The organism is Novosphingobium sp. ES2-1, from assembly GCF_015169775.1.
In the GTDB taxonomy this organism is placed as follows: domain Bacteria; phylum Pseudomonadota; class Alphaproteobacteria; order Sphingomonadales; family Sphingomonadaceae; genus Novosphingobium; species Novosphingobium subterraneum.
In genome coordinates this window covers 478,035-495,421 of sequence record NZ_CP063445.1, presented here as the reverse complement: position 1 = coordinate 495,421, position 17,387 = coordinate 478,035, and the positions used below count along the sequence as shown (strand labels likewise).

Here is a 17,387-nt window from a genome sequence, read left to right as displayed (position 1 = left end):
GAAGGTGTGAGTAATGGGTCCTGACCCTAGCCGCCGCGGGACCGGCGGAAGCCTGCTGCCTGGGCCTCTTCCTCGGTGCAGAAGAGCCGCTCGGGCCGGGTCCCGTCATAGTACTTCATGCCGGGCAGGTAATAGATGTACTCGCCATTGCGCTGGCTGACATTGCCCTTGATCGCGCAGCCGAAGGCGTTGCGATAGACCTGGGCCCCGCTAGTCCGCGTCGATCGCGCAACCCCTTGCGCCCTCTGGCTGGCGCTGGCCGCAATACCGGCCTGAGGATGGGCCTTCCTCCAGTCTGATGGCCGATCGAAAGTGCCCTCCCAGATGCCGGCCTTCGCGGTCTTCACGGCCTGCTCCACTTCCAGATAGGGCGCGTCGCCGGGGCTGTTTTCAATGGCAACGGCAAACCCGGCGGCGACCATGGCTTCGGACAGGTCCCGTTCGTCAATCATGCACTGGCCAACCGCGAGGCCTTGCGCGTTCTGCGCCCGGACGCTGCATTTCACCTCACCCGTCTGCAACAGCAGGCCAAGATGACGCTTCGCATCTGCGCCGCAGTCCCAGTTTGTGCCGCCGCGCGCGCATTTCTGGCCGAGTTCGGGCGCGTCGATGCCGAACAGGCGGATACGCTGGCCGGTCATGTCGATCGCGTCGCCATCGAGTGCCGTGGCATTGCCGCTGATGATCTGCGCGGCAGCGGGTAGCGGGGTCGTGGCGAGCAGCAGGGCGATGAAGGCGCGCAAAGGGAATCTCCTGACCGGGGCAGGCCATTCCTTCGCGCAAGCAGGGTTAGGATTTGGTTTGCGCCTGAAATTGCGCCTGAATTTGCGTCTGCGACTGCAGGGCTTCGAGGGCTTCGAATTGCGATTGCAGCGCGCGCTGGCGGGCATTGGCGCGAGCGAGGCTGCTGCGTTTCTGCGCGGTGTCCCTGCGCATCCTGCGCCAGGCCGCCAGGCTGTGGAACCACTGCGAGATGACTTCCAGAAGGCCGCTGCCGCGCGGACGCATGGGGCGTGCGAGCGCGGCAGCGGGGTCGGTTCGGCCACGGTTGCGGAGGCTGTGGCCGAATGGCGTTCAGGCAGTGCTTCGGGAACTTCGGGCTCCAGCGCGAGCGCGCGGTCGAGCAGGTCGATCGTGGTCATGGCAGCCGGAGCCTCCGTGGACGGCAGCGCAGCGATTGCTACAGCCGAAGCTCGCTTCGCGGAGGCCCTGGTCCGATTTGCGGGTTTCTTGCGGCTGGCCTTGCGGGCGGTGGTGGGGCGGCGCTTTGCGCTCTTCCCCTTGGCGACCTTGCGGGGCTTCTTCGATGAGGGCGTGGCTGGCGTTTCCGGCCACGGGATGCTGGCGATCACCGCGCCGCGCGGTGCTGGCAGGACAAGGTGATCGGGAAAGGCTGGCGGATTGGCCTGGCGCAGCAGGAAGGAAGGCTCACGCAGCGAGACTGCCGACACTTTGGAGCGAGGCGCTTTCCCCCTGATGGAAGCGCGGGGCGGACGTGGACGCGAGGCAACACGATTGCGAACGGTGTGCATGGCAGTTCCCCCAGACGAGGTTCCTTGCCGATGGATGCTGGCACAATGCGACTCGGGTGCGAACGGGAGATGGATCGGAAACCGAATGGTCTGCACTTTTCCTAACGAAATACGCATTCAAGCGGCGCGCAATTACGTAGCGCATGGCCAGAAACGCCAACGGCCCGGCGTGCTGATGCGCGCCGGGCCGTCCGAAATCCGGCCTTCGCAAGCCGGATCAATCCGAAATGGATATCAGCCTTCGGCCTTCTTCTTCGGTGCAGCCTTCTTCTTCGGAGCAGGCGCTTCTTCAGCGGCGGCTTCGGCAGCAGGGGCTTCCTCGGCAGCCTTCTTCTTGGGAGCGGCCTTCTTCTTCGGCGCTTCGGCTTCAGCTTCGGCAGGAGCAGCAGCTTCCTCGGCCGGAGCTTCGTCCTTGGCAGCCTTCTTCTTGGCCGGAGCCTTCTTGGCGGCCTGGGCCGGAGCGGCGACAGCGCCTTCCTCAGCCTCGATCGCGGCCTGCAGCTCTTCCTTGGTCACTTCTCGCTCGGTGATTTCGGCCTTGTCGAACAGGAAGTCGACGACCTTGTCCTCATAGAGCGGCGCGCGCAGCTGGGCGGCGGCAAGCGGTTCCGAACGCACGTAGTCGACGAAGCGCTGGCGGTCCTGTTCGCGGTACTGCTGGGCAGCCTGGCGGATCAGCATTTCCATTTCTTGGGCAGAAACGGTCACGCCGTTGGCCTGGCCGATTTCCGACAGGAGCAGGCCGAGGCGCACGCGGCGTTCGGCGATCTTGCGGTAATCGTCCTTCTCGGCCTCGATTTCCTTCAGGGCCTCTTCAGGGTTCTCTTCGTTCTGGGCTTCCTGCTGAAGCTGGGCCCAGATCTGCTCGAACTCGGCATCGACCATCGAAGGCGGCACGGCGAAATCGTGACCGGCGGCAAGCTGATCGAGCAGCGCGCGCTTCATCTGGGTGCGGGTCAGGCCGGCAGTTTCCTGCTCCAGCTGGCCGCGCAGCAGGGTCTTCAATTGCTCGAGGCTTTCGAGGCCGAGCATCTTGGCGAATTCGTCGTTGGCTTCGAACTCACCGGGGTTCTTCACCGCCTTGACCTTGATGTCGAAGGTGGCTTCCTTGCCCTTGAGGTTCTCGGCCGGGTAGTCTTCCGGGAAGGTCACGGTGATGACGGTTTCGTCACCGGCCTTCACGCCGACGAGCTGTTCCTCGAAGCCGGGGATGAAGCGGCCCGCGCCGAGTTCCAGCGGGGTGTCTTCAGCCGCGCCGCCTTCGAAGGCAACGCCATCGACCTTGCCGAGGAAGTCGATGATGATCTGGTCGCCGTCCTTGGCCTTCGCGCCCTTCTTGGCGTCGGTGAAGGACTTCTGGCCAGCGCCGATGCGGGCAACGGCTTCGTCGACTTCGGCTTCGGTGACGGGAACGGTCAGCTTCTCGAGCTTCAGGCCATCGAGCGAGGGCGCTTCGATCTGCGGCAGGACTTCCAGCTCGACGGTCAGTTCGGCGTCCTTGCCTTCGTCATAGCCTTCGCCGAGCGAGACGGCGGGCTGCATCGCGGGGCGCAGCTTGTTGTCGGCAACCAACTTGTCCATCGCTTCGCGGATGGTGGTCTGCAGCGCTTCCTGGTGAAGCGCCGGGCCGTGCATCTTGCGGACGAGGTTGGCGGGCACCTTGCCGGGGCGGAAGCCGGGCATGCGCACCTGCGGCGCGATCTTCTTGACCTCACCTTCGACCCGGGCGGCGATGTCGGCCGCGGGGATGGTGACGGTGTAGGCGCGCTTCAGGCCCTCGTTGGTGGTTTCGACGATCTGCATCCTGATCCAACTTTCATGTATGTCACGCGCTTGCGCGGGAAAAGCTGACTCGGACGCCGGCGCGCGGACTGGTGCGGGCGAAGGGACTCGAACCCCCACATCTTGCGATGGCAGGACCTAAACCTGCTGCGTCTACCAGTTCCGCCACGCCCGCATCCGGCGAAAAGCGAGCGGTGCCCCTATCGCAGTGGCCGGAAAAGGGCAAGCGCCTTGGAATTACGGCTCGGAACAGTGTATGACGGCCTGAGTTGGGGAAGAAAGCGCAAACCTATCAAGGAGCCGCACGATGGCCACGACCCCCGATTCCCCGCAACCAGACCGAATCGAACCCCAGTCCCCGCCCGAAAGCCCGCCGGTGATTGAACCGGACGGCGTGCCGCCCGTCATCCAGCCCGACGAGGCGCCGGTGGTGGAGCCGGATCAGGTGCAACCGGGCGCACCGCAGGAGGTGCCAGCTGCACCGGATTGAAGCAGCAGGAGATTGGTTGAAAGCGTCGTCATGCTGAACTTGTTTCAGCATCCATTTCTCGCCAACCACGGACCTTGCAAAGGGAGATATGGACCCTGAAACAAGTTCAGGGTGACGAATCTGCAGGCGTGATGACTGTTGTCAGTCATTTATTTCCACGCGCAGACACGCTTGAAAGACGCCCGTTTCACCCTCTTCTCTGTGCCAGATTTCCTTCACTGTCCAATAGTCGAAGTAGCCTCCCGCATCCTTCGAAATGTATTCGCCCAAGCGGGGCAAGAACGAAAATTCACCCTTGAACATGGGCTTCATTTCATCTTCGCCATAGACTTCAACCATCGGCATGGGTGATCTCGCTATTGCCTCATGCCAGAAGCCTGGCGATCAGTGACCAAGTTGCGTTGGATGACGCGTCGGAACTCGAGGGTGCCGAGCCGTTGGAGTTGCTTTCACACTCCAGGCAATAAGCCCTGATACCGCCGCCTTCCATCAGGCGCATCACATCCGCCTGCATCCGCGCCAGCAGGCCCTGCTGCTGTGCAGCCAGCGCACCCGCCAGATCGTGTGCCCGTGCCTCGGGCGCTTCGCCGGTTTCCATCTGGCGGAGGAGTTGGGCGAAGGGGCTGGGTTCGTCTTCGATGTAGGCGGCGTGGAAGGTTTCGGCCTTGGCTTGGCTTGCGACCCACGCCACCGCATCGTCGAGGCCGCCGAACTGGTCGACGAGGCCGAGCTGGCGGGCGGTGCCACCGTCCCAGATGCGCCCCTGCGCGATTCTGTCGATGTCGGCCGAGGACTTGCCGCGCGCCTTGGCGACGAGGCCGAGGAAACGGCTGTAGGTCTGTTCGACCTGGCCCTGCAGCAGCGCCTCCACCTGCGGGCTGAGGCCACCCAGGAGATCCGGCTGGCCCGAAAGAGGGGTGGTGCGGATCGAATCGGTGGTGACGCCATATTGCGGCAGAGTCTGTTCAAGCGTGGGCAGCACGGCAAAAACGCCGATCGAGCCGGTGATCGTGCTCGGTTCGGCAAAGATGCGCTGGGCAGGCGTGGAGACCCAGTACCCGCCGCTGGCGGCAAGGCTGCCCATCGAGACGGCGACCGGCAGGCCCTTGGCCTTCACCCGCTCCACCGCCGCGCGGATGCGTTCGGACGCCATGACCGAGCCGCCCGGCGAATCGACGCGCAGGACGAGACCCGCGTAATCATCGCTCTGCGCCACGCCGTCGACCAGATCGGCGATGCGATCGCCGCCTGCGGTGCCGGGGCCGGCATCGCCATCGACGATTTCGCCCGCGACGGTGACGACGGCGACGGCGTTGCCCTGCTTCGAGACGGGCTTGTCAGCCAGATAGACCGGGAGTTCGGTGGCCTTGAAGGCGCCAAGCCCTGCGTCTTCGTCGGCCCCGGCGATTTCGGCCACGCGCTTTCCGAAGGCCACGCGGTCACCGATCTTGTCGACAAGGCCGGACTTGAGCGCGGCTTGTGCAGCGTCGTTTCCATTGTCGCGCACCCACTTGGCCGGGTCGGTGGTGGCGAGGGTCAGGTCGGCCTTGGGGCGGGCCTTCTTCACCTCGTCCTGCCAGTTCTGCCACAGCGTGCCATAGACTGCCTGCATCGCCTCGCGCGCTTCGGGCGACATTTCTGCGCGGATGTAGGGCTCCACCGCGCTCTTGTAGGTGCCGACCTTGAAGACGTGGACGTTGGCTTTCAGCTTGTCGATCAGGCCCTTGTAGAACAGCAACGTGCCGCCGGGGCCGCTGATGGCAACGCCGCCCATGGGATCGACCCAGGCTTCGGACGAATGCGCGGCCAGTTGCATCGCATCGTCGGTGTAGATCAGCGCGCGGACGAGCACGGGCTTCTTTGCCGCGCGCACCTTGTCCATCGCTGCGCCGATCTGGCTGAGGTGGACGGCCGAGCCGCCTCCGAAAGCCTCAAGATCGAGCACGACGGCCTTGATGCGCTTGTCGTCTGCCGCAGCGGCAATGGCGCGCGAGACGTCCCGCGCGGTGTATTCCGGTTCGGGCGTCTGGCCTGACAGCAATTGCGTGGGCGAAATCTCGCTCGCTTCTTCCACCACGCGGCCTTCGAGCGGCAGGTAGAGCGCACCTTCGCGGACCATGCCGGGGGCGGGCCGCAGCGTGAGGACGGTGTAGAGGCCTGCGAAGAAAAGCAGCAGGAACAGCAGGACGAGACCGTCCTTGATGGCGACGAGGATCTTCCAGACCGATTTGGCAAAGCTCATGGGCGAGACTCTATTGTGGACGACCTGCCCTGACCAGCGGGAAACGGCTTGAGACTGAACCAACTGCCCTCTAGGGAACTGGTTTCAATGCAAAGCCCAACAACACCCCAAGCGGGCCGCTATCCAGCGGGCGGCCTCGCCTACCCGCACCGTGACCTGACCGGCATCGGCCAGCTTGCGCGCCACGAGATTCTCTACCTCCTCGACGAGGCGGAGCAATGGGTGGAGCTGAACCGGCAGCCGAAGAAGAAGACCGACCTGCTGAACGGTCTGACGATCATCAACGCCTTCTTCGAGAACTCCACCCGCACGCTCCTGAGCTTCGAGATCGCGGGCAAGCGGCTGGGCGCGGACGTGGTCAACATGCACGCCGCCACCAGCAGCGTGAAAAAGGGCGAGACGCTGATCGACACGGCGATGACGCTCAACTCCATGCGCGCCGATGCCATCGTGATCCGCCATGCAAGTTCCGGCGCGGTGCGGCTGATTGCCGAGAAGGTCGATTGCCCGGTGCTCAACGCCGGCGACGGGCAGCACGAACACCCGACGCAGGCGCTATTGGATGCGCTGACGATGCGCCACGCGCTGGGGCTGCCGGTTGGGTCCGACCTCAACGGGCTGAAGGTGACGATCTGCGGGGATATCCTGCACAGCCGCGTGGCGCGATCCAACATCCTGAGCCTGACGGCGCTGGGCGCGGACGTGCGGGTCTGCGCGCCGCCTGCGCTGATGCCGGCCGAGGTCGAGGCGATGGGTGTGACGCCGTTCCACGATTTCGATGCGGCATTGAAGGGCGCCAACATCGTGATGATGCTGCGCCTGCAGCAGGAGCGGATGAGCGGGCAGTTCATCCCCTCGCCCCGCGAATACCGCCATCTTTACGGGCTTACGCCGGAGCGGCTGGCCAAGGCCGAGCCCGATGCCTTCGTGATGCATCCGGGTCCGATGAACCGCGGGATCGAGATCGATTCGACCGTGGCCGACCACCCAACGCGCAGCCTGATCACGCGGCAGGTGGAAATGGGCGTGGCGATCCGCATGGCCTGCCTGGAAGTGCTGACCCGCCGGACGCGCGGCGTGCCGGGCTGGGAAACGGAAGGAGTTCCGGCATGATCGCGCGGCCTCTGACGATCACCGGCGGAAAGCTGGTGCTGGGCGCAGGCGAGCCTGTGGCCGGAGCCGTGCGCTGCGAAGGCGGGCGCATCGTGGCGCTCGGCGATGTGACGCCGCAGGATGGGGACGAGGTTTTCGACGCGGGCGGCAGGCTGATCGCGCCGGGCCTCGTTGATCTGGGCGTCTTCGCCATCGACAAGCCCGCGTTCCACTTCGGCGGGATCACCCGGGCGGCGCTGATGCCCGACCAGGGGCCGCCGCTCGACCATCCGGCGCGGGTGCGCTTCGCCGCACAGTCTGGCAAGCCGGACATGTGGGTTCACCCGCTGGCGGCGGCGACGCGCGGGCTTGAAGGCAGCGAGCTGGCCGAACTGGCGCTGATGCGCGATGCGGGCGCGAAGGCCGTGGCGACCGGGCGCGGCTGGATCGCGGATTCGGGCGTGATGCTTCGGTTGCTGCGCTATTGCGCGATGCTGGGGCTGGTGGTGGTGACGCATGCCGAGGATGCCGGGATCACCGGCAGCGCGGTGGCGACGGCAGGCGACGTGGCGACGCGTCTGGGCCTGCCAAGCGCGCCAGCGGAGGCCGAAGCGCTGGCCGTGGCGCGCGACATCGCGCTAGCCGAGATTTCCGGCGCGCATGTCCATTTCCGGCAGGTGACGACCGCGCGGGCGCTCGATCTGGTGCGCGCAGCCAAGGCGCGTGGGGTGAAGGTGACGGCGGGGGTTACGCCCGCGCACTTCATCCTGTCTGACCTCGAACTCGTCGGGTTTCGCACCTTCTGCCGGATGTCCCCGCCGCTGCGGCAGGATGCGGACCGCAAGGCGGTGATCGCGGCGATCGGCGACGGCACGATCGACGTGATCTCATCCGGCCACGATCCGCGCGGGCCGGAGGACAAGCGCTTGCCCTTCGCGGATGCGGAACCGGGCATGGCCGGGGCCGAAACGCTGCTGCCGCTGACGCTCACGCTGGTCCGCGATGGCGTGATCACGATGGCCCGCGCATTCCAACTGCTCTGCGCCAACCCGGCGGGGCTGCTGGGCGTCGAGGCCGGGCGGCTTGAGGTGGGCACGGAAGCGGACATCGCGATTGTCGATCCCGCACGTCCGTGGATCGTCAATTCCGACAAGATGGCAGCGGCTGCCGGGAACACCCCGTTCGATCGCAGGCCCGTGGAAGGCCGCGTGACCGCGCTGTTCAAGGGCGGCGCGCGGATCGACTGATACGGCAAGGGCGCGGAACCTTTCGGTACCGCGCCCCCCGCCCGCTCTCACACGGTAACTTTAGAGCACTTTCCGACCAATCTGGCTCACCGTGACGGAGCCGATTTTGGCCGAGCGCGAGGATCGAGGAGGGAGCCCCTCGGACAGCGTCGCCTTGCTTGGACGGGCAACCAGCCCGCCCTGCACAAGGCTCCTTGCCGAGAAGCTCCCTGCGACAATCACGGTAAGCCCGATTGGTCGGAAAGTGCTCTAGAAACTCAGCGCTTGGCCATGCGGCTTTCGGTCGGGCGCTGCGGGCCGGGCATCGCTGCACCGCTGCCACGCATGACAAGGCACACGCCGCCGCGCGATTTGACCGACCCGCACATGCTGCTCGCTGAAGCCTGTCCGCCAAAGCCGGCAGCCTGCACGCGCCAGAACGCCTTGCCATTGACCGAGACCTTGGTGGTCACGTTCGTGAAGCCCTTCAGTTCGGGATTGCGCGCGGTGTAATGGCGCCAGGCGCGGCGGGCACCCTCCGGCGTCGAGAAGGAGCCGAGCTGGACCAGATGGGTGCCAGCCTTTGCCGGGGCCGCGACGGGCTTTGCAGCCGGCACCTTCTTGCGCGCCGGAACGGCGGCGGGGCGGGCGTAAGGCTGCGACGCAGCCGGTTGCGAAGCAGGCAGGTCAATCAGGGCAAGCTGCGCCTGCTGCGATTGCGACGAGGAATCGGCGAGCGAAGGGGCTGGTGATTCAGGCTCTGTTGCAGGCAGTTCCTTGATCGCAGCTTCGGCCAGTGCCGGAGCGGCGGCAGGTTCCGCGCGGGTGGCGGCTTCTGCGGCCAGCTGTTCGGTCGCCGGGAAGTTCGCCAGCGCCAGCGCCTGCGGCTGGCCAGTATCGCCACGCAGCGGCACGCCGAGCAGACCGGCCACGCGATCGCGGGTGCGTTCGGAATAGCCCATGAGCGCCCACTGCTCCATGCGGTCGCCAAGCTCGCTGGCAGGCACGTCCTGCGCGGCCATGGTGCGCGCTTCGCGCCACTGGCCAGCCAGCGCATAGGCAAGCGCGAGGTTCTGCCGAACCTTGGGCGTGTTCTCACCACTGCGCAGGGCCTGGGCAAGCACTTGTGCCCCCTGCTGCGGCTGGCCGGCGAGCGCCAGCGCAAGGCCGTAGTCCGAAGCGGCAATGCTGTCGCGGTAGGAATTGAGCGTGTCGATCGCCTCGGCATGGCGGCCAAGGGCAATGTCGGCGAGCGCGAGGCTGAGCGCGGTGCGGCTCGAGTCTTCGCCAAGCTCCATTGAATCGTCATAGGCCTGACGCGCGGATTCAAAGCGCCCGGCCTTGAGGTAGGCATTGCCGAGCAGCACGCGGTAGGCGGCGTTGCGCGGATCGGCGAGGACAGCCTTCTCGGCATTGTCGATCGCGGCCGTCGTGGTGCCCTTGGCCAGTGCGGCTTGGGCCGACGATGCGTACTTGTCGGGGTGGGCGCCGCCGCTGGCACAGCCGGTCAGGACGCCGGCGGCCAGCGCGGTGGACATCACCAGGCGGGCGGCGCGGTTGGGTGCGAATGCGGTGATCATGTCCATGGTCCCCTCAGGCGTCAGTTGCGCGTCACGGCGCGGCGGGCGAGGTCTTCAAGCCCGGGAAGTTCGGCCAGGAAGCGGTCGAGCGCCTCGGTCACCAGTTCCTGCGCGCTGCGATCTTCGAGCGTGCAGGCCAGGCGAAGGCGCATGTGGCGGTAGTTATCGAGGCGTAGCGTGAAAGCGGCCTTGCGGCCTTCTTGCAGTGCGGACCGGACCGGCTTGCCGCCCTTCAGGCGATTGCGGACGATCTTGATCGAACCTGCCGAGGCAAATTCGTTCGACGGCGCAGGCTTCTCGAAGGCGGCGACCTTTTCGGCCAGCGCTTCGATCTGCTGGACGACCACGGGCTGCTCCACCTGAGCCGGAGCGGCGACTTCGGCGATGTCTTCGCCAAGGTCATTCCAGCCGAGATCGTCCTGCGAGAGGAAGCGGCTCTGCTCATCGTAGCTGATGGCCAGTTGCGGGCGCATCGCCGGACGGGCAGCCCCCTTGCGGGCAAGCAGGCTGGGCGAAAGCGAGGCGAGAGGCTTGGCGGCACTCATGGGCGGCGCCTCCTCAGGAACCGACGACGCGGCGGCCGAAGCCACCCATCGGGCGCGGCGCGCCTGCCATCGGGATGGCAGCGGCCTGCTGCGGCACGGCAAAGACGGTGCGGCGGAAGTTCTTTTCGAGTCGCTCGGAAATGTAGGTCCACAATGCAGCCACTTCCGCCGCCGACTTGCCGCCGGGATCGCATTCCATGACGGTGCGGCCATCGATCATCGAGGCAGCAAAATCGGTGCGATGATGCAGCGTCACCGGGGCTACCGTGCCGTGCTGCGAAAGTGCCACGGCGGCTTCCGAGGTGATGCGCGCCTTGGGCGTGGCGGCGTTGACCACGAAGATCAGCGGCTTGCCGGCGCGATCGCACAGGTCAACCGTGGCACCGACGGCGCGCAGGTCGTGCGGACTCGGGCGGGTTGGCACGACGATCAGTTCGGCGACCGAGATCACCGACTGGATGGCCATGGTGATGGCGGGCGGGGTATCGATGACCGCAAGCTTGAAGCCCTGCTGGCGCAGGATCATGAGGTCGGAAGCGAGGCGGGCAACAGTCGTCTGGGCAAAGGCCGGAAATTCGGCCTCGCGCTCGTTCCACCAATCGGAAAGGGAGCCTTGGGGGTCAATGTCGATCAGCACGACGGGCCCTGCTCCAGCGCGCTGGGCCTGGACGGCGAGGTGACCGGACAGCGTAGTCTTGCCCGATCCGCCTTTCTGCGATGCCAATGCCAGTACGCGCAAAGCCAAACCCCCTGATATTCGCACCTCGCAATGATGCAGGCGCACGCCACGTTCTCTTCGCGTCCGGATTCGCAGATCGGGCTGAAATTTCGGTTAACGTCGGTTCCATTCCGCGGATGGCCAATCGGCGACGTGCTACGGCCAGACGTCGGGGCCACTGCACTTTTCAGCCACAATCCGTTGCTAAGACTTCGCTAACGCCTCGTTGACTATACGGCTCGCGCAGCAAGTCCAGGATCGCAACTGGCACTGACCGAACGGGGTGGCTGCGGGTTGCAGGAACGATCGGGACAAGACTTTTTACTGGCATTCCACCGGGACGGACTTTGGCGACCATGAGAGACTTCAAGCGCAATTCCAGTCTGGCGATCACCGCTGCGGCGATGACGCTTGCCGCTGCTCCGGCACAGGCCGATACCAAGACGGGCGTCGAGGCGTGGTCGCGCGGGGAGCATGAAGCGGCGGTGAAGGAATGGCTCGGCCCTGCTGCCAAGGGCGATGCCGATGCGCAGTTCAACATGGGGCAGGCCTACAAGCTGGGCAAAGGGGTGCCGCAGGATCTGAAGCGCGCCGAAGCATGGTATCGCAAGGCCGCAGAGCAGGGCCATATCAAGGCGTCCGACACGCTGGGGCTGTTGCTGTTCCAGGACAACCGCAAGGCCGATGCCATGCCTTTCCTGCAGGCATCGGCCGAACGCGGCGAGCCGCGCGCGATGTACATCCTGGGCATTGCGCACTTCAATGGCGACACGGTGGGCAAGGACTGGGTTCGCGCCTATGCCCTGATGAGCCGGGCCTCGTCGAACGGGCTGGAACAGGCCACGCGGGCGCTGGCCATGATGGACAACATGGTCCCGCTTGAACAGCGCCAGCTTGGCGTATCGCTGGCGGCCGACCTTGAACAGAAGGCACAGGCCAAGCGTGCGGAGCAGTTTGCGGCGGCCGATCTGGGTGCCAAGGCCATGCCGACCGCGCCGGTCCGTCCGAGCACCCCGACGAGCTCGCTGGAGAAGACAGAGGTGCCGCCATCGATCATTACCGCAGGCGCAGACTTTGCCAATCCGGTGCCAATGCCCGCCCCCAAGCGCGTGGTCGGCAGCAATGCCCCGGCAGCAAAGCCGATCGTGAAGGCACCATCGGCTGCTGCGCAAATGGCGGAACTTCCGGCAGCAAAGCCGGTCGCACCCAAAGCGCCGAAGCCTGCTGCCGCTGCTCCCCCTGCCCCACAGGCCAAAGGCAACTGGCGCATCCAGCTGGGTGCATTCGGCGTGAAGTCCAATGCGGATGGGCTGTGGAGCAAGGTCAAGGCCCGACCCGAACTGGCAGGCCACGGCCGCATCGATCTTCCGTCCGGTTCGGTCACGCGCCTGCTTGCCGGGGGGTTTGCCGGTCAGGCCGAGGCAGACAGGGCTTGCGGCGCGCTCAAGGCTGGTGGCTTCACTTGCCTGGTGGTAAAGCCCTGATGGCTTGGACGAAGACCTTCCCCCTACCCGCGCTGCCACTGCCCGCATAGACGCGATCGATTTCCTGCGCGGCGTGGCCGTGCTGGGGATTCTGGCGATCAATGTCACCGGGTTCTGGGGGCCCTCGCTCGCCACCTTCTCCCCGGCGATACCCAGAGCCGAGCCTGCCTCTTACGGCTGGTTCGCGTTTGCCTTCGTGGTGTTCGAGGGCAAGATGCGGGCGCTGTTCAGCATGCTGTTCGGAGCCAGCATGGTGCTGTTCGCCCAAGCTGCGGAGCGCAAGGGCGTGGACCCTGACGTAGCACAAATCCGGCGGCTGCTGTGGCTCGCGCTGTTCGGCTACCTGCACTTCGCGCTGCTGTGGTGGGGCGACATCCTGTTTCTCTACGCGGTGTGCGGCTTGGCTGCGCTGCTGCTGCGCCGGCTGGAGCCGCGACAGCTGGTACTGATCGCCCTGCCCTTCTACGTGCTGGTTCACGTTATCGAAGCGCTGACCGCCCTGCCCGGCGCGCTGACCGAGCAGGCAGTGCTGGCGGGCACTGCGTCCCAGCCCGACGTTGCCGGACATGCCGCGATGGTGGGGCGCATTGCCGCGTCGGTGGCAAAGGACACCGCTGTGCTGAACGCGGGGTTCCTCCAGGCAATCTGGCTCAAGCTGACCGACAACCCCCTCCAGCCTCTGAGCACAACGCTTTCAACCTTCACCGAGACGGTGCCGCTGATGCTGCTGGGCATGGCGATGGTGCGCGGCGGGTTCTTCACGGGCTGGCCACGCCGGCGGCTGGCAATGCTGGCCGGGTCGGGCATTGTCATCGGTGGGGTCCCGACCGTTATTGCGGTGCGGTGGCTGGAAGGGCACGGCTGGCCGCCGCAGGCAATGTTTCTGGCGATCGAGGACGGCATGGCCCTGCCGCACCTGCTGATGGCACTGGGCTATGCCGCCTTGCTGGTTCTGATCTTCCCAACCGTGCGGCAGTGGCAGATCGGCAAGGCGCTGGCCGCCGCGGGGCGCTGTGCGTTCAGCAACTATCTCGGGACGACCGTGCTGATGACGGCGATCTTCTCGGGGTACGGCCTTGGCCTTGGGCCGGAGATGCCGCGCGCCTGGCTCCCGGCGTTCGTGCTGCTGGGCTGGGTGGCGATGCTGGCCTGGCCACAGTGGTGGCTGCGGCGCTTCGGGCAAGGTCCGCTGGAGCGGGCGTGGCGCCGACTGGCGCTTGGGGCGCGTTAACCAAGCTTGGTAATCTGCCAAATCCCCGCCGTCCCGCAGCGGGACGCGGGCGGATCGGGACTGGCACCCCCAAGCGTTAACGCCTATTCCTTAACGGGAAAGGAGTGGCGCGAATGGCCGGGCAATCGGGTTGGTGGACAAAGCGCTGGGTGCGGATGCCGTTGGGCATGATCGCCACGGGCGCCGCTTCATTGCTCGCCTTCCACGCCGGACAAGACATCGCGCAAATCGCCTTTGGCAACGGCACTGCAGAAGCCGCGCCTGCCATGGTCGCAGTGCCCAAGCCCGTTCCCGCCGTGGCGCCAAAGCCGGTCGACGGGCCGTTCGTGGTCAAGTCGATCCTGCCGATCAACGAGCCGATCCGCTTCGGCAAGTTCTACTGGGACGAAAGCCGCGCACCTGCTTCGGGCGCGCTGGTGGTGACCGTCGACCTTGCCGCACGGGTCATCTCGGTATTCCGCGACGGGCACGAGATCGGTGCGGCGGCGATCCTCAAGGGCTATGGCGAGAAGCCGACCCCGACCGGCGTTTTCCCGATCACCGAAAAGGACGCCGACCACGTATCGAACATCTACGACGCGCCAATGCCGTGGATGATGCGCCTGACCAACGACGGTATCTCGATCCACGGCAGCAAGGTGGAAAAAGGCTATGCCACCAATGGCTGCATTGGCGTGCCCGATGCCTTTGCCGAAAAGCTGTTCCGCATCGCCAGCCTTGGGGACAAGGTGATCGTTACCGACGGCAGGACCATGCAGGTGGGCGACCCGATCCTGACGGGCGAACACGCCAGCTGACGAGTGCCCCCCTCCAACCCTCCCGCTTGAGGAAGGGGAGCAAGATCAGGCCAGGCCTTTGCTCGTGCTGGTCCTTGAAGCATCGCCGACCGAGCTGCCCCCGTCGACATCGAGAATTGCGCCGGTCACGTAGCTGGCGGCGAGGGTGGACAGGTAGACTGCAGCTTCAGCAATCTCATAAGCTGTACCCCAGCGCTTCATCGGGATGCGGGCGTAGTGTGCCTGCCGGGTGGTCTCGTCGGGTGCAAGACGCGCCATGCCTTCGGTGTCCGCAATCGGCCCAGGCGAGATGCCGTTGACACGCACGTCCGGGCCCCACTCAATCGCAAGCGTGCGGACAAGCTGATTGATCCCGGCCTTGGCCGCGCAGGCATGGGCCTGCATCGCCATCGCCTGTTCGGCTTGCCCCGCCGTGATCGCGATCAGCGAGGCGCCGGGGTTGAGCAGTTCGTGGCAGCCGCGAAAGACGTTGAACGTGCCGAGCAGATCAATATCGACCACGGTCTTGAAGGCATTGGCCGACATGCCGAGGACGGGCGCGAGGAAGTTGCCCGCCGCGCCCGAGATGACAATGTCGAGCGCGCCGATTTCATCGCGCACGGACTTCATCGCTTCGCAGATCGCGCCGTAATCACGCACGTCGGCGGCTCGCCATACAGCGTCCTGGCCGATCTTGGCAGCAGCGTTGGCAGCCTTCTCGGGATTGCGGCCAAGCACCGCCACGCGGGCGCCAAGTTCTGCAAAGCGCCTGGCAATGCCAAGGTTGATGCCGCTGGTGCCGCCCGCGATGAACGCGGTCTTTCCGGCGAGGACGTCGTCACGGAACGGGGAGTGGGTCATGCGGAAATCCTCAGCGGGGGGCCATGCGGATCGCGCCGTCAAGACGGATCGCCTGGCCGTTGAAGTAGCTGTTGCGGACCAGTTCCATGGCAAGGCTGGCGAACTCCTCGGGCTTGCCGAGGCGCTTGGGGAACGGGACGGAAGCGTTGAGGCTGTCGAGCACCTTGTCGGGCAGCCGGCCCAGCAGTGGCGTGCCGAAGATCCCCGGCATGATCGCGTTGACGCGAATGCCGAGGTCCATCAGATCGCGCGCCATCGGCAGGACGAGGCCGTTGACCCCGGCCTTCAGCGAGCCATAGGCGACCTGCCCCACTTGCGCGTCCTGCGCGGCAACCGAGGCCGTCAGGATGATCGAACCGCGCTCGCCGTCTTCGAGCGGTTCGAGGCTCGCCATGCCCAGCGCCGAGAGCGAGGCGATGCGGTAACTGGCAATCAGGATGCCCTGCGCGGCGTACTCGTAGTCCTCGGTCGAAAGTCTTGTGAACTCGCCGGTCTCGCGGTTGCGGCTGACGGTCTTGCCCTTGCGATGGGTCATCGCGCAGTGGACGCACACGCGCTCCTGCCCGTGGGCCGCGCGCGCCGTGGCGAAGCCTGCGACGACCGAGTCCTCCGAGGTAATGTCGACCTTGCAGAACAGGCCGCCGATGGCCTGAGCCACGGCTTCGCCCTGCTCCTCGTTGACGTCGAAGACCGCGACCTTCACGCCCGCCGCGGCCAGTGCTTGTGCTGTCGCGCGGCCGAGCCCGGATGCGCCCCCGGTGACGACAGCGCTGATCGAACCATCGATCTTCATGCCAGCAGGCCCCCGAGGCGACCGCGGATGATGCTTTCGGCATCGCCGACGATGCGGTCGATCAGTTGCTGGCAGGTCGGGATATCGTGAATCAGGCCCTGCACCATGCCCGCCCAGAACACGCCCTTGGACAAGTCGCCAGTCTCGAGCAGTTGCTTGCCGGCGCGGCCGTTGACCAGTTCCTGCACGTCTTCGAACTTCGCATCGGGCTTCGACAGGCGGCGGACGACTTCTTCGGACACTTCGCTACGGCCGACGCGGGCGGTGTTCTTGAAATTGCGGAAGATCAGGAAGCTGCCGCGCTCGTCGTTGTCGATATAGGCCTGCTTGACGTTGTCGTGGATCGGCGCCTCGACCGTCGCGCAGAAGCGGGTGCCCATGTTGATGCCCTCGGCGCCGAGCGAAAGCGCCGCGACAAGGCCGCGCCCATCGCCGAAGCCGCCGCTGGCGAGCAGCGGGATCTTCACCTTGTCGGCAGCCGCCGGAATCAGGATCAGGCCCGGAATGTCGTCTTCTCCGGGGTGGCCAGCACATTCGAAGCCATCGATCGAGATGATGTCGCACCCGGCGCGCTCGGCAGAAAGCGCGTGGCGCACGGCGGTGCACTTGTGCAGGATCGTCACGCCGTGCGGCTTGAGCATTTCCCAGATCTCGCGGACGGCCTGCGTGCCCGCCGTTTCGACGATCTTCACGCCGCCATCGATGATCGCCTGGGCATAGGCCTTGTAGTCCGGCGAATTGACGGTCGGAAAGATCGTCATGTTCACGCCGAAGGGCTTGCCGGTCATTGCGCGGGTGCGCTCGATCTCTTCGCGCAAGGCTTGCGGGCTGGGCTGGGTCAGCGCCGTGATGATGCCGAGGCCACCGGCGTTCGAGACCGCAGCCGCCAGTTCGGCATAGCCGACATTCATCATGCCGCCCTGCACGATCGGATGCTCGATGCCGAGCATTTCGGTGATACGGGTCCTGATCGCCATTCCTGCCTCTCCCAAAGCACGTTTAACTGATCGGTTAAACTGACTCAGGGAACTTGGC

At 65.8% G+C, this 17,387-nt stretch carries 17 protein-coding genes and 1 tRNA gene; 7 read left to right on the top strand and 11 right to left on the bottom strand.

Translation table 11 applies throughout. The features are described from left to right. Positions 1-26: 26 nt before the first annotated feature. Positions 27-743, bottom strand: a complete 717-nt coding sequence (locus IM701_RS02355) for a thermonuclease family protein (protein WP_193827672.1) — start codon at positions 741-743, stop codon at positions 27-29. Between IM701_RS02355 and IM701_RS02350 the strand changes: the two genes are divergently transcribed. Next, on the top strand, positions 730-1,383 hold the full coding sequence (locus tag IM701_RS02350; protein WP_193827671.1) for a hypothetical protein: 654 nt from the start codon (positions 730-732) through the stop codon (positions 1,381-1,383). The two genes, IM701_RS02355 and IM701_RS02350, sit on opposite strands and share 14 nt — an antisense overlap. 383 nt (positions 1,384-1,766) lie before the next feature. Here the strand turns inward: IM701_RS02350 and tig are convergent, their stop codons facing one another. Both tig and IM701_RS02340 read right to left on the bottom strand, forming a co-directional pair. Further along, positions 1,767-3,335 (bottom strand): trigger factor, encoded by a 1,569-nt coding sequence (tig, locus tag IM701_RS02345; protein WP_193827670.1) that lies wholly within the window; start codon positions 3,333-3,335, stop codon positions 1,767-1,769. 69 nt (positions 3,336-3,404) lie between these two features. After that, positions 3,405-3,489 (bottom strand) — tRNA-Leu (locus IM701_RS02340). A 132-nt stretch (positions 3,490-3,621) separates the two neighbouring features. On the opposite strand from IM701_RS02340, the gene IM701_RS02335 reads away from it, so the two are divergent. Next, on the top strand, positions 3,622-3,804 hold the full coding sequence (locus IM701_RS02335; RefSeq protein ID WP_193827669.1) for a hypothetical protein: 183 nt from the start codon (positions 3,622-3,624) through the stop codon (positions 3,802-3,804). 141 nt (positions 3,805-3,945) lie between these two features. Here IM701_RS02335 and IM701_RS02330 read toward each other — a convergent pair whose 3' ends face one another. Both IM701_RS02330 and sppA read right to left on the bottom strand, forming a co-directional pair. Then, entirely contained in the window at positions 3,946-4,149 is a 204-nt protein-coding gene (locus IM701_RS02330; protein WP_193827668.1) for a hypothetical protein, read from the bottom strand. 19 nt (positions 4,150-4,168) lie between these two features. After that, positions 4,169-6,046 carry a signal peptide peptidase SppA gene (sppA, locus tag IM701_RS02325; RefSeq protein ID WP_193827667.1) on the bottom strand — a complete coding sequence of 626 codons (1,878 nt, stop codon included), beginning with the start codon at positions 6,044-6,046 and terminating at the stop codon, positions 4,169-4,171. Positions 6,047-6,133: 87 nt separating this feature from the next. Between sppA and IM701_RS02320 the strand changes: the two genes are divergently transcribed. After that, positions 6,134-7,159, top strand: coding sequence for an aspartate carbamoyltransferase catalytic subunit (locus IM701_RS02320; protein ID WP_193827666.1), 1,026 nt, complete (start codon positions 6,134-6,136; stop codon positions 7,157-7,159). Beyond that, positions 7,156-8,385, top strand: a complete 1,230-nt coding sequence (locus IM701_RS02315; protein WP_193827665.1) for a dihydroorotase family protein — start codon at positions 7,156-7,158, stop codon at positions 8,383-8,385. Before IM701_RS02320 ends, IM701_RS02315 begins: the two co-directional genes overlap by 4 nt. Before the next feature lie 257 nt (positions 8,386-8,642). Here the strand turns inward: IM701_RS02315 and IM701_RS02310 are convergent, their stop codons facing one another. Genes IM701_RS02310 through IM701_RS02300 form a run of 3 tightly spaced genes read right to left on the bottom strand, consistent with a single transcriptional unit; the run spans position 8,643 to position 11,228 of the window. Beyond that, positions 8,643-9,944, bottom strand: coding sequence for an SPOR domain-containing protein (locus IM701_RS02310; protein WP_193827664.1), 1,302 nt, complete (start codon positions 9,942-9,944; stop codon positions 8,643-8,645). A 20-nt stretch (positions 9,945-9,964) separates the two neighbouring features. Continuing rightward, positions 9,965-10,489 carry a hypothetical protein gene (locus IM701_RS02305; RefSeq protein ID WP_193827663.1) on the bottom strand — a complete coding sequence of 175 codons (525 nt, stop codon included), beginning with the start codon at positions 10,487-10,489 and terminating at the stop codon, positions 9,965-9,967. A gap of 13 nt (positions 10,490-10,502) precedes the next feature. Continuing rightward, positions 10,503-11,228, bottom strand: coding sequence for a ParA family protein (locus tag IM701_RS02300; RefSeq protein ID WP_039336128.1), 726 nt, complete (start codon positions 11,226-11,228; stop codon positions 10,503-10,505). Between the two features lie 335 nt (positions 11,229-11,563). On the opposite strand from IM701_RS02300, the gene IM701_RS22160 reads away from it, so the two are divergent. The 3 genes from IM701_RS22160 to IM701_RS02285 all read left to right on the top strand — a co-directional run bounded on the left by IM701_RS22160 (position 11,564) and on the right by IM701_RS02285 (position 14,719). Further along, the gene (locus tag IM701_RS22160; RefSeq protein ID WP_193827662.1) at positions 11,564-12,691 is read left to right on the top strand and encodes an SPOR domain-containing protein; all 1,128 of its coding nucleotides are present in this window, start codon (positions 11,564-11,566) and stop codon (positions 12,689-12,691) included. Positions 12,692-12,695: 4 nt separating this feature from the next. Continuing rightward, positions 12,696-13,922: a DUF418 domain-containing protein gene (locus IM701_RS02290; RefSeq protein ID WP_193827661.1), complete on the top strand. Its 1,227-nt coding sequence runs from the start codon at positions 12,696-12,698 to the stop codon at positions 13,920-13,922. Positions 13,923-14,035: 113 nt separating this feature from the next. Then, the gene (locus IM701_RS02285) at positions 14,036-14,719 is read left to right on the top strand and encodes a L,D-transpeptidase family protein (protein ID WP_062345818.1); all 684 of its coding nucleotides are present in this window, start codon (positions 14,036-14,038) and stop codon (positions 14,717-14,719) included. 45 nt (positions 14,720-14,764) lie between these two features. Here IM701_RS02285 and IM701_RS02280 read toward each other — a convergent pair whose 3' ends face one another. The 3 genes from IM701_RS02280 to IM701_RS02270 are packed head-to-tail and all read right to left on the bottom strand — an operon-like array spanning position 14,765 to position 17,329. Further along, a complete protein-coding gene (locus tag IM701_RS02280) occupies positions 14,765-15,559 on the bottom strand; it encodes an SDR family oxidoreductase (RefSeq protein ID WP_193827660.1) in 795 nt (264 codons plus the stop codon). 10 nt (positions 15,560-15,569) lie between these two features. Then, positions 15,570-16,352, bottom strand: coding sequence for an SDR family oxidoreductase (locus tag IM701_RS02275; RefSeq protein WP_193827659.1), 783 nt, complete (start codon positions 16,350-16,352; stop codon positions 15,570-15,572). Further along, on the bottom strand, positions 16,349-17,329 hold the full coding sequence (locus IM701_RS02270; protein ID WP_039336138.1) for a nitronate monooxygenase family protein: 981 nt from the start codon (positions 17,327-17,329) through the stop codon (positions 16,349-16,351). The genes IM701_RS02275 and IM701_RS02270 overlap by 4 nt, the downstream gene beginning before the upstream one ends. Positions 17,330-17,387: the final 58 nt, after the last annotated feature.

Excerpts from the sequence above, each read along its gene's own strand:
- IM701_RS02305 (WP_193827663.1), bottom strand. The coding sequence starts at position 10,489 with ATGAGTGCCGCCAAGCCTCTCGCCTCGCTTTCGCCCAGCCTGCTTGCC.
- IM701_RS02315 (WP_193827665.1), top strand. The coding sequence starts at position 7,156 with ATGATCGCGCGGCCTCTGACGATCACCGGCGGAAAGCTGGTGCTGGGC.
- IM701_RS02270 (WP_039336138.1), bottom strand. The coding sequence starts at position 17,329 with ATGGCGATCAGGACCCGTATCACCGAAATGCTCGGCATCGAGCATCCG.
- IM701_RS02350 (WP_193827671.1), top strand. The coding sequence starts at position 730 with ATGAAGGCGCGCAAAGGGAATCTCCTGACCGGGGCAGGCCATTCCTTC.
- IM701_RS02310 (WP_193827664.1), bottom strand. The coding sequence starts at position 9,944 with ATGATCACCGCATTCGCACCCAACCGCGCCGCCCGCCTGGTGATGTCC.
- IM701_RS02275 (WP_193827659.1), bottom strand. The coding sequence starts at position 16,352 with ATGAAGATCGATGGTTCGATCAGCGCTGTCGTCACCGGGGGCGCATCC.
- sppA (WP_193827667.1), bottom strand. The coding sequence starts at position 6,046 with ATGAGCTTTGCCAAATCGGTCTGGAAGATCCTCGTCGCCATCAAGGAC.
- IM701_RS22160 (WP_193827662.1), top strand. The coding sequence starts at position 11,564 with ATGAGAGACTTCAAGCGCAATTCCAGTCTGGCGATCACCGCTGCGGCG.
- IM701_RS02285 (WP_062345818.1), top strand. The coding sequence starts at position 14,036 with ATGGCCGGGCAATCGGGTTGGTGGACAAAGCGCTGGGTGCGGATGCCG.
- IM701_RS02320 (WP_193827666.1), top strand. The coding sequence starts at position 6,134 with ATGCAAAGCCCAACAACACCCCAAGCGGGCCGCTATCCAGCGGGCGGC.
- IM701_RS02330 (WP_193827668.1), bottom strand. The coding sequence starts at position 4,149 with ATGCCGATGGTTGAAGTCTATGGCGAAGATGAAATGAAGCCCATGTTC.
- IM701_RS02280 (WP_193827660.1), bottom strand. The coding sequence starts at position 15,559 with ATGACCCACTCCCCGTTCCGTGACGACGTCCTCGCCGGAAAGACCGCG.
- IM701_RS02335 (WP_193827669.1), top strand. The coding sequence starts at position 3,622 with ATGGCCACGACCCCCGATTCCCCGCAACCAGACCGAATCGAACCCCAG.
- tig (WP_193827670.1), bottom strand. The coding sequence starts at position 3,335 with ATGCAGATCGTCGAAACCACCAACGAGGGCCTGAAGCGCGCCTACACC.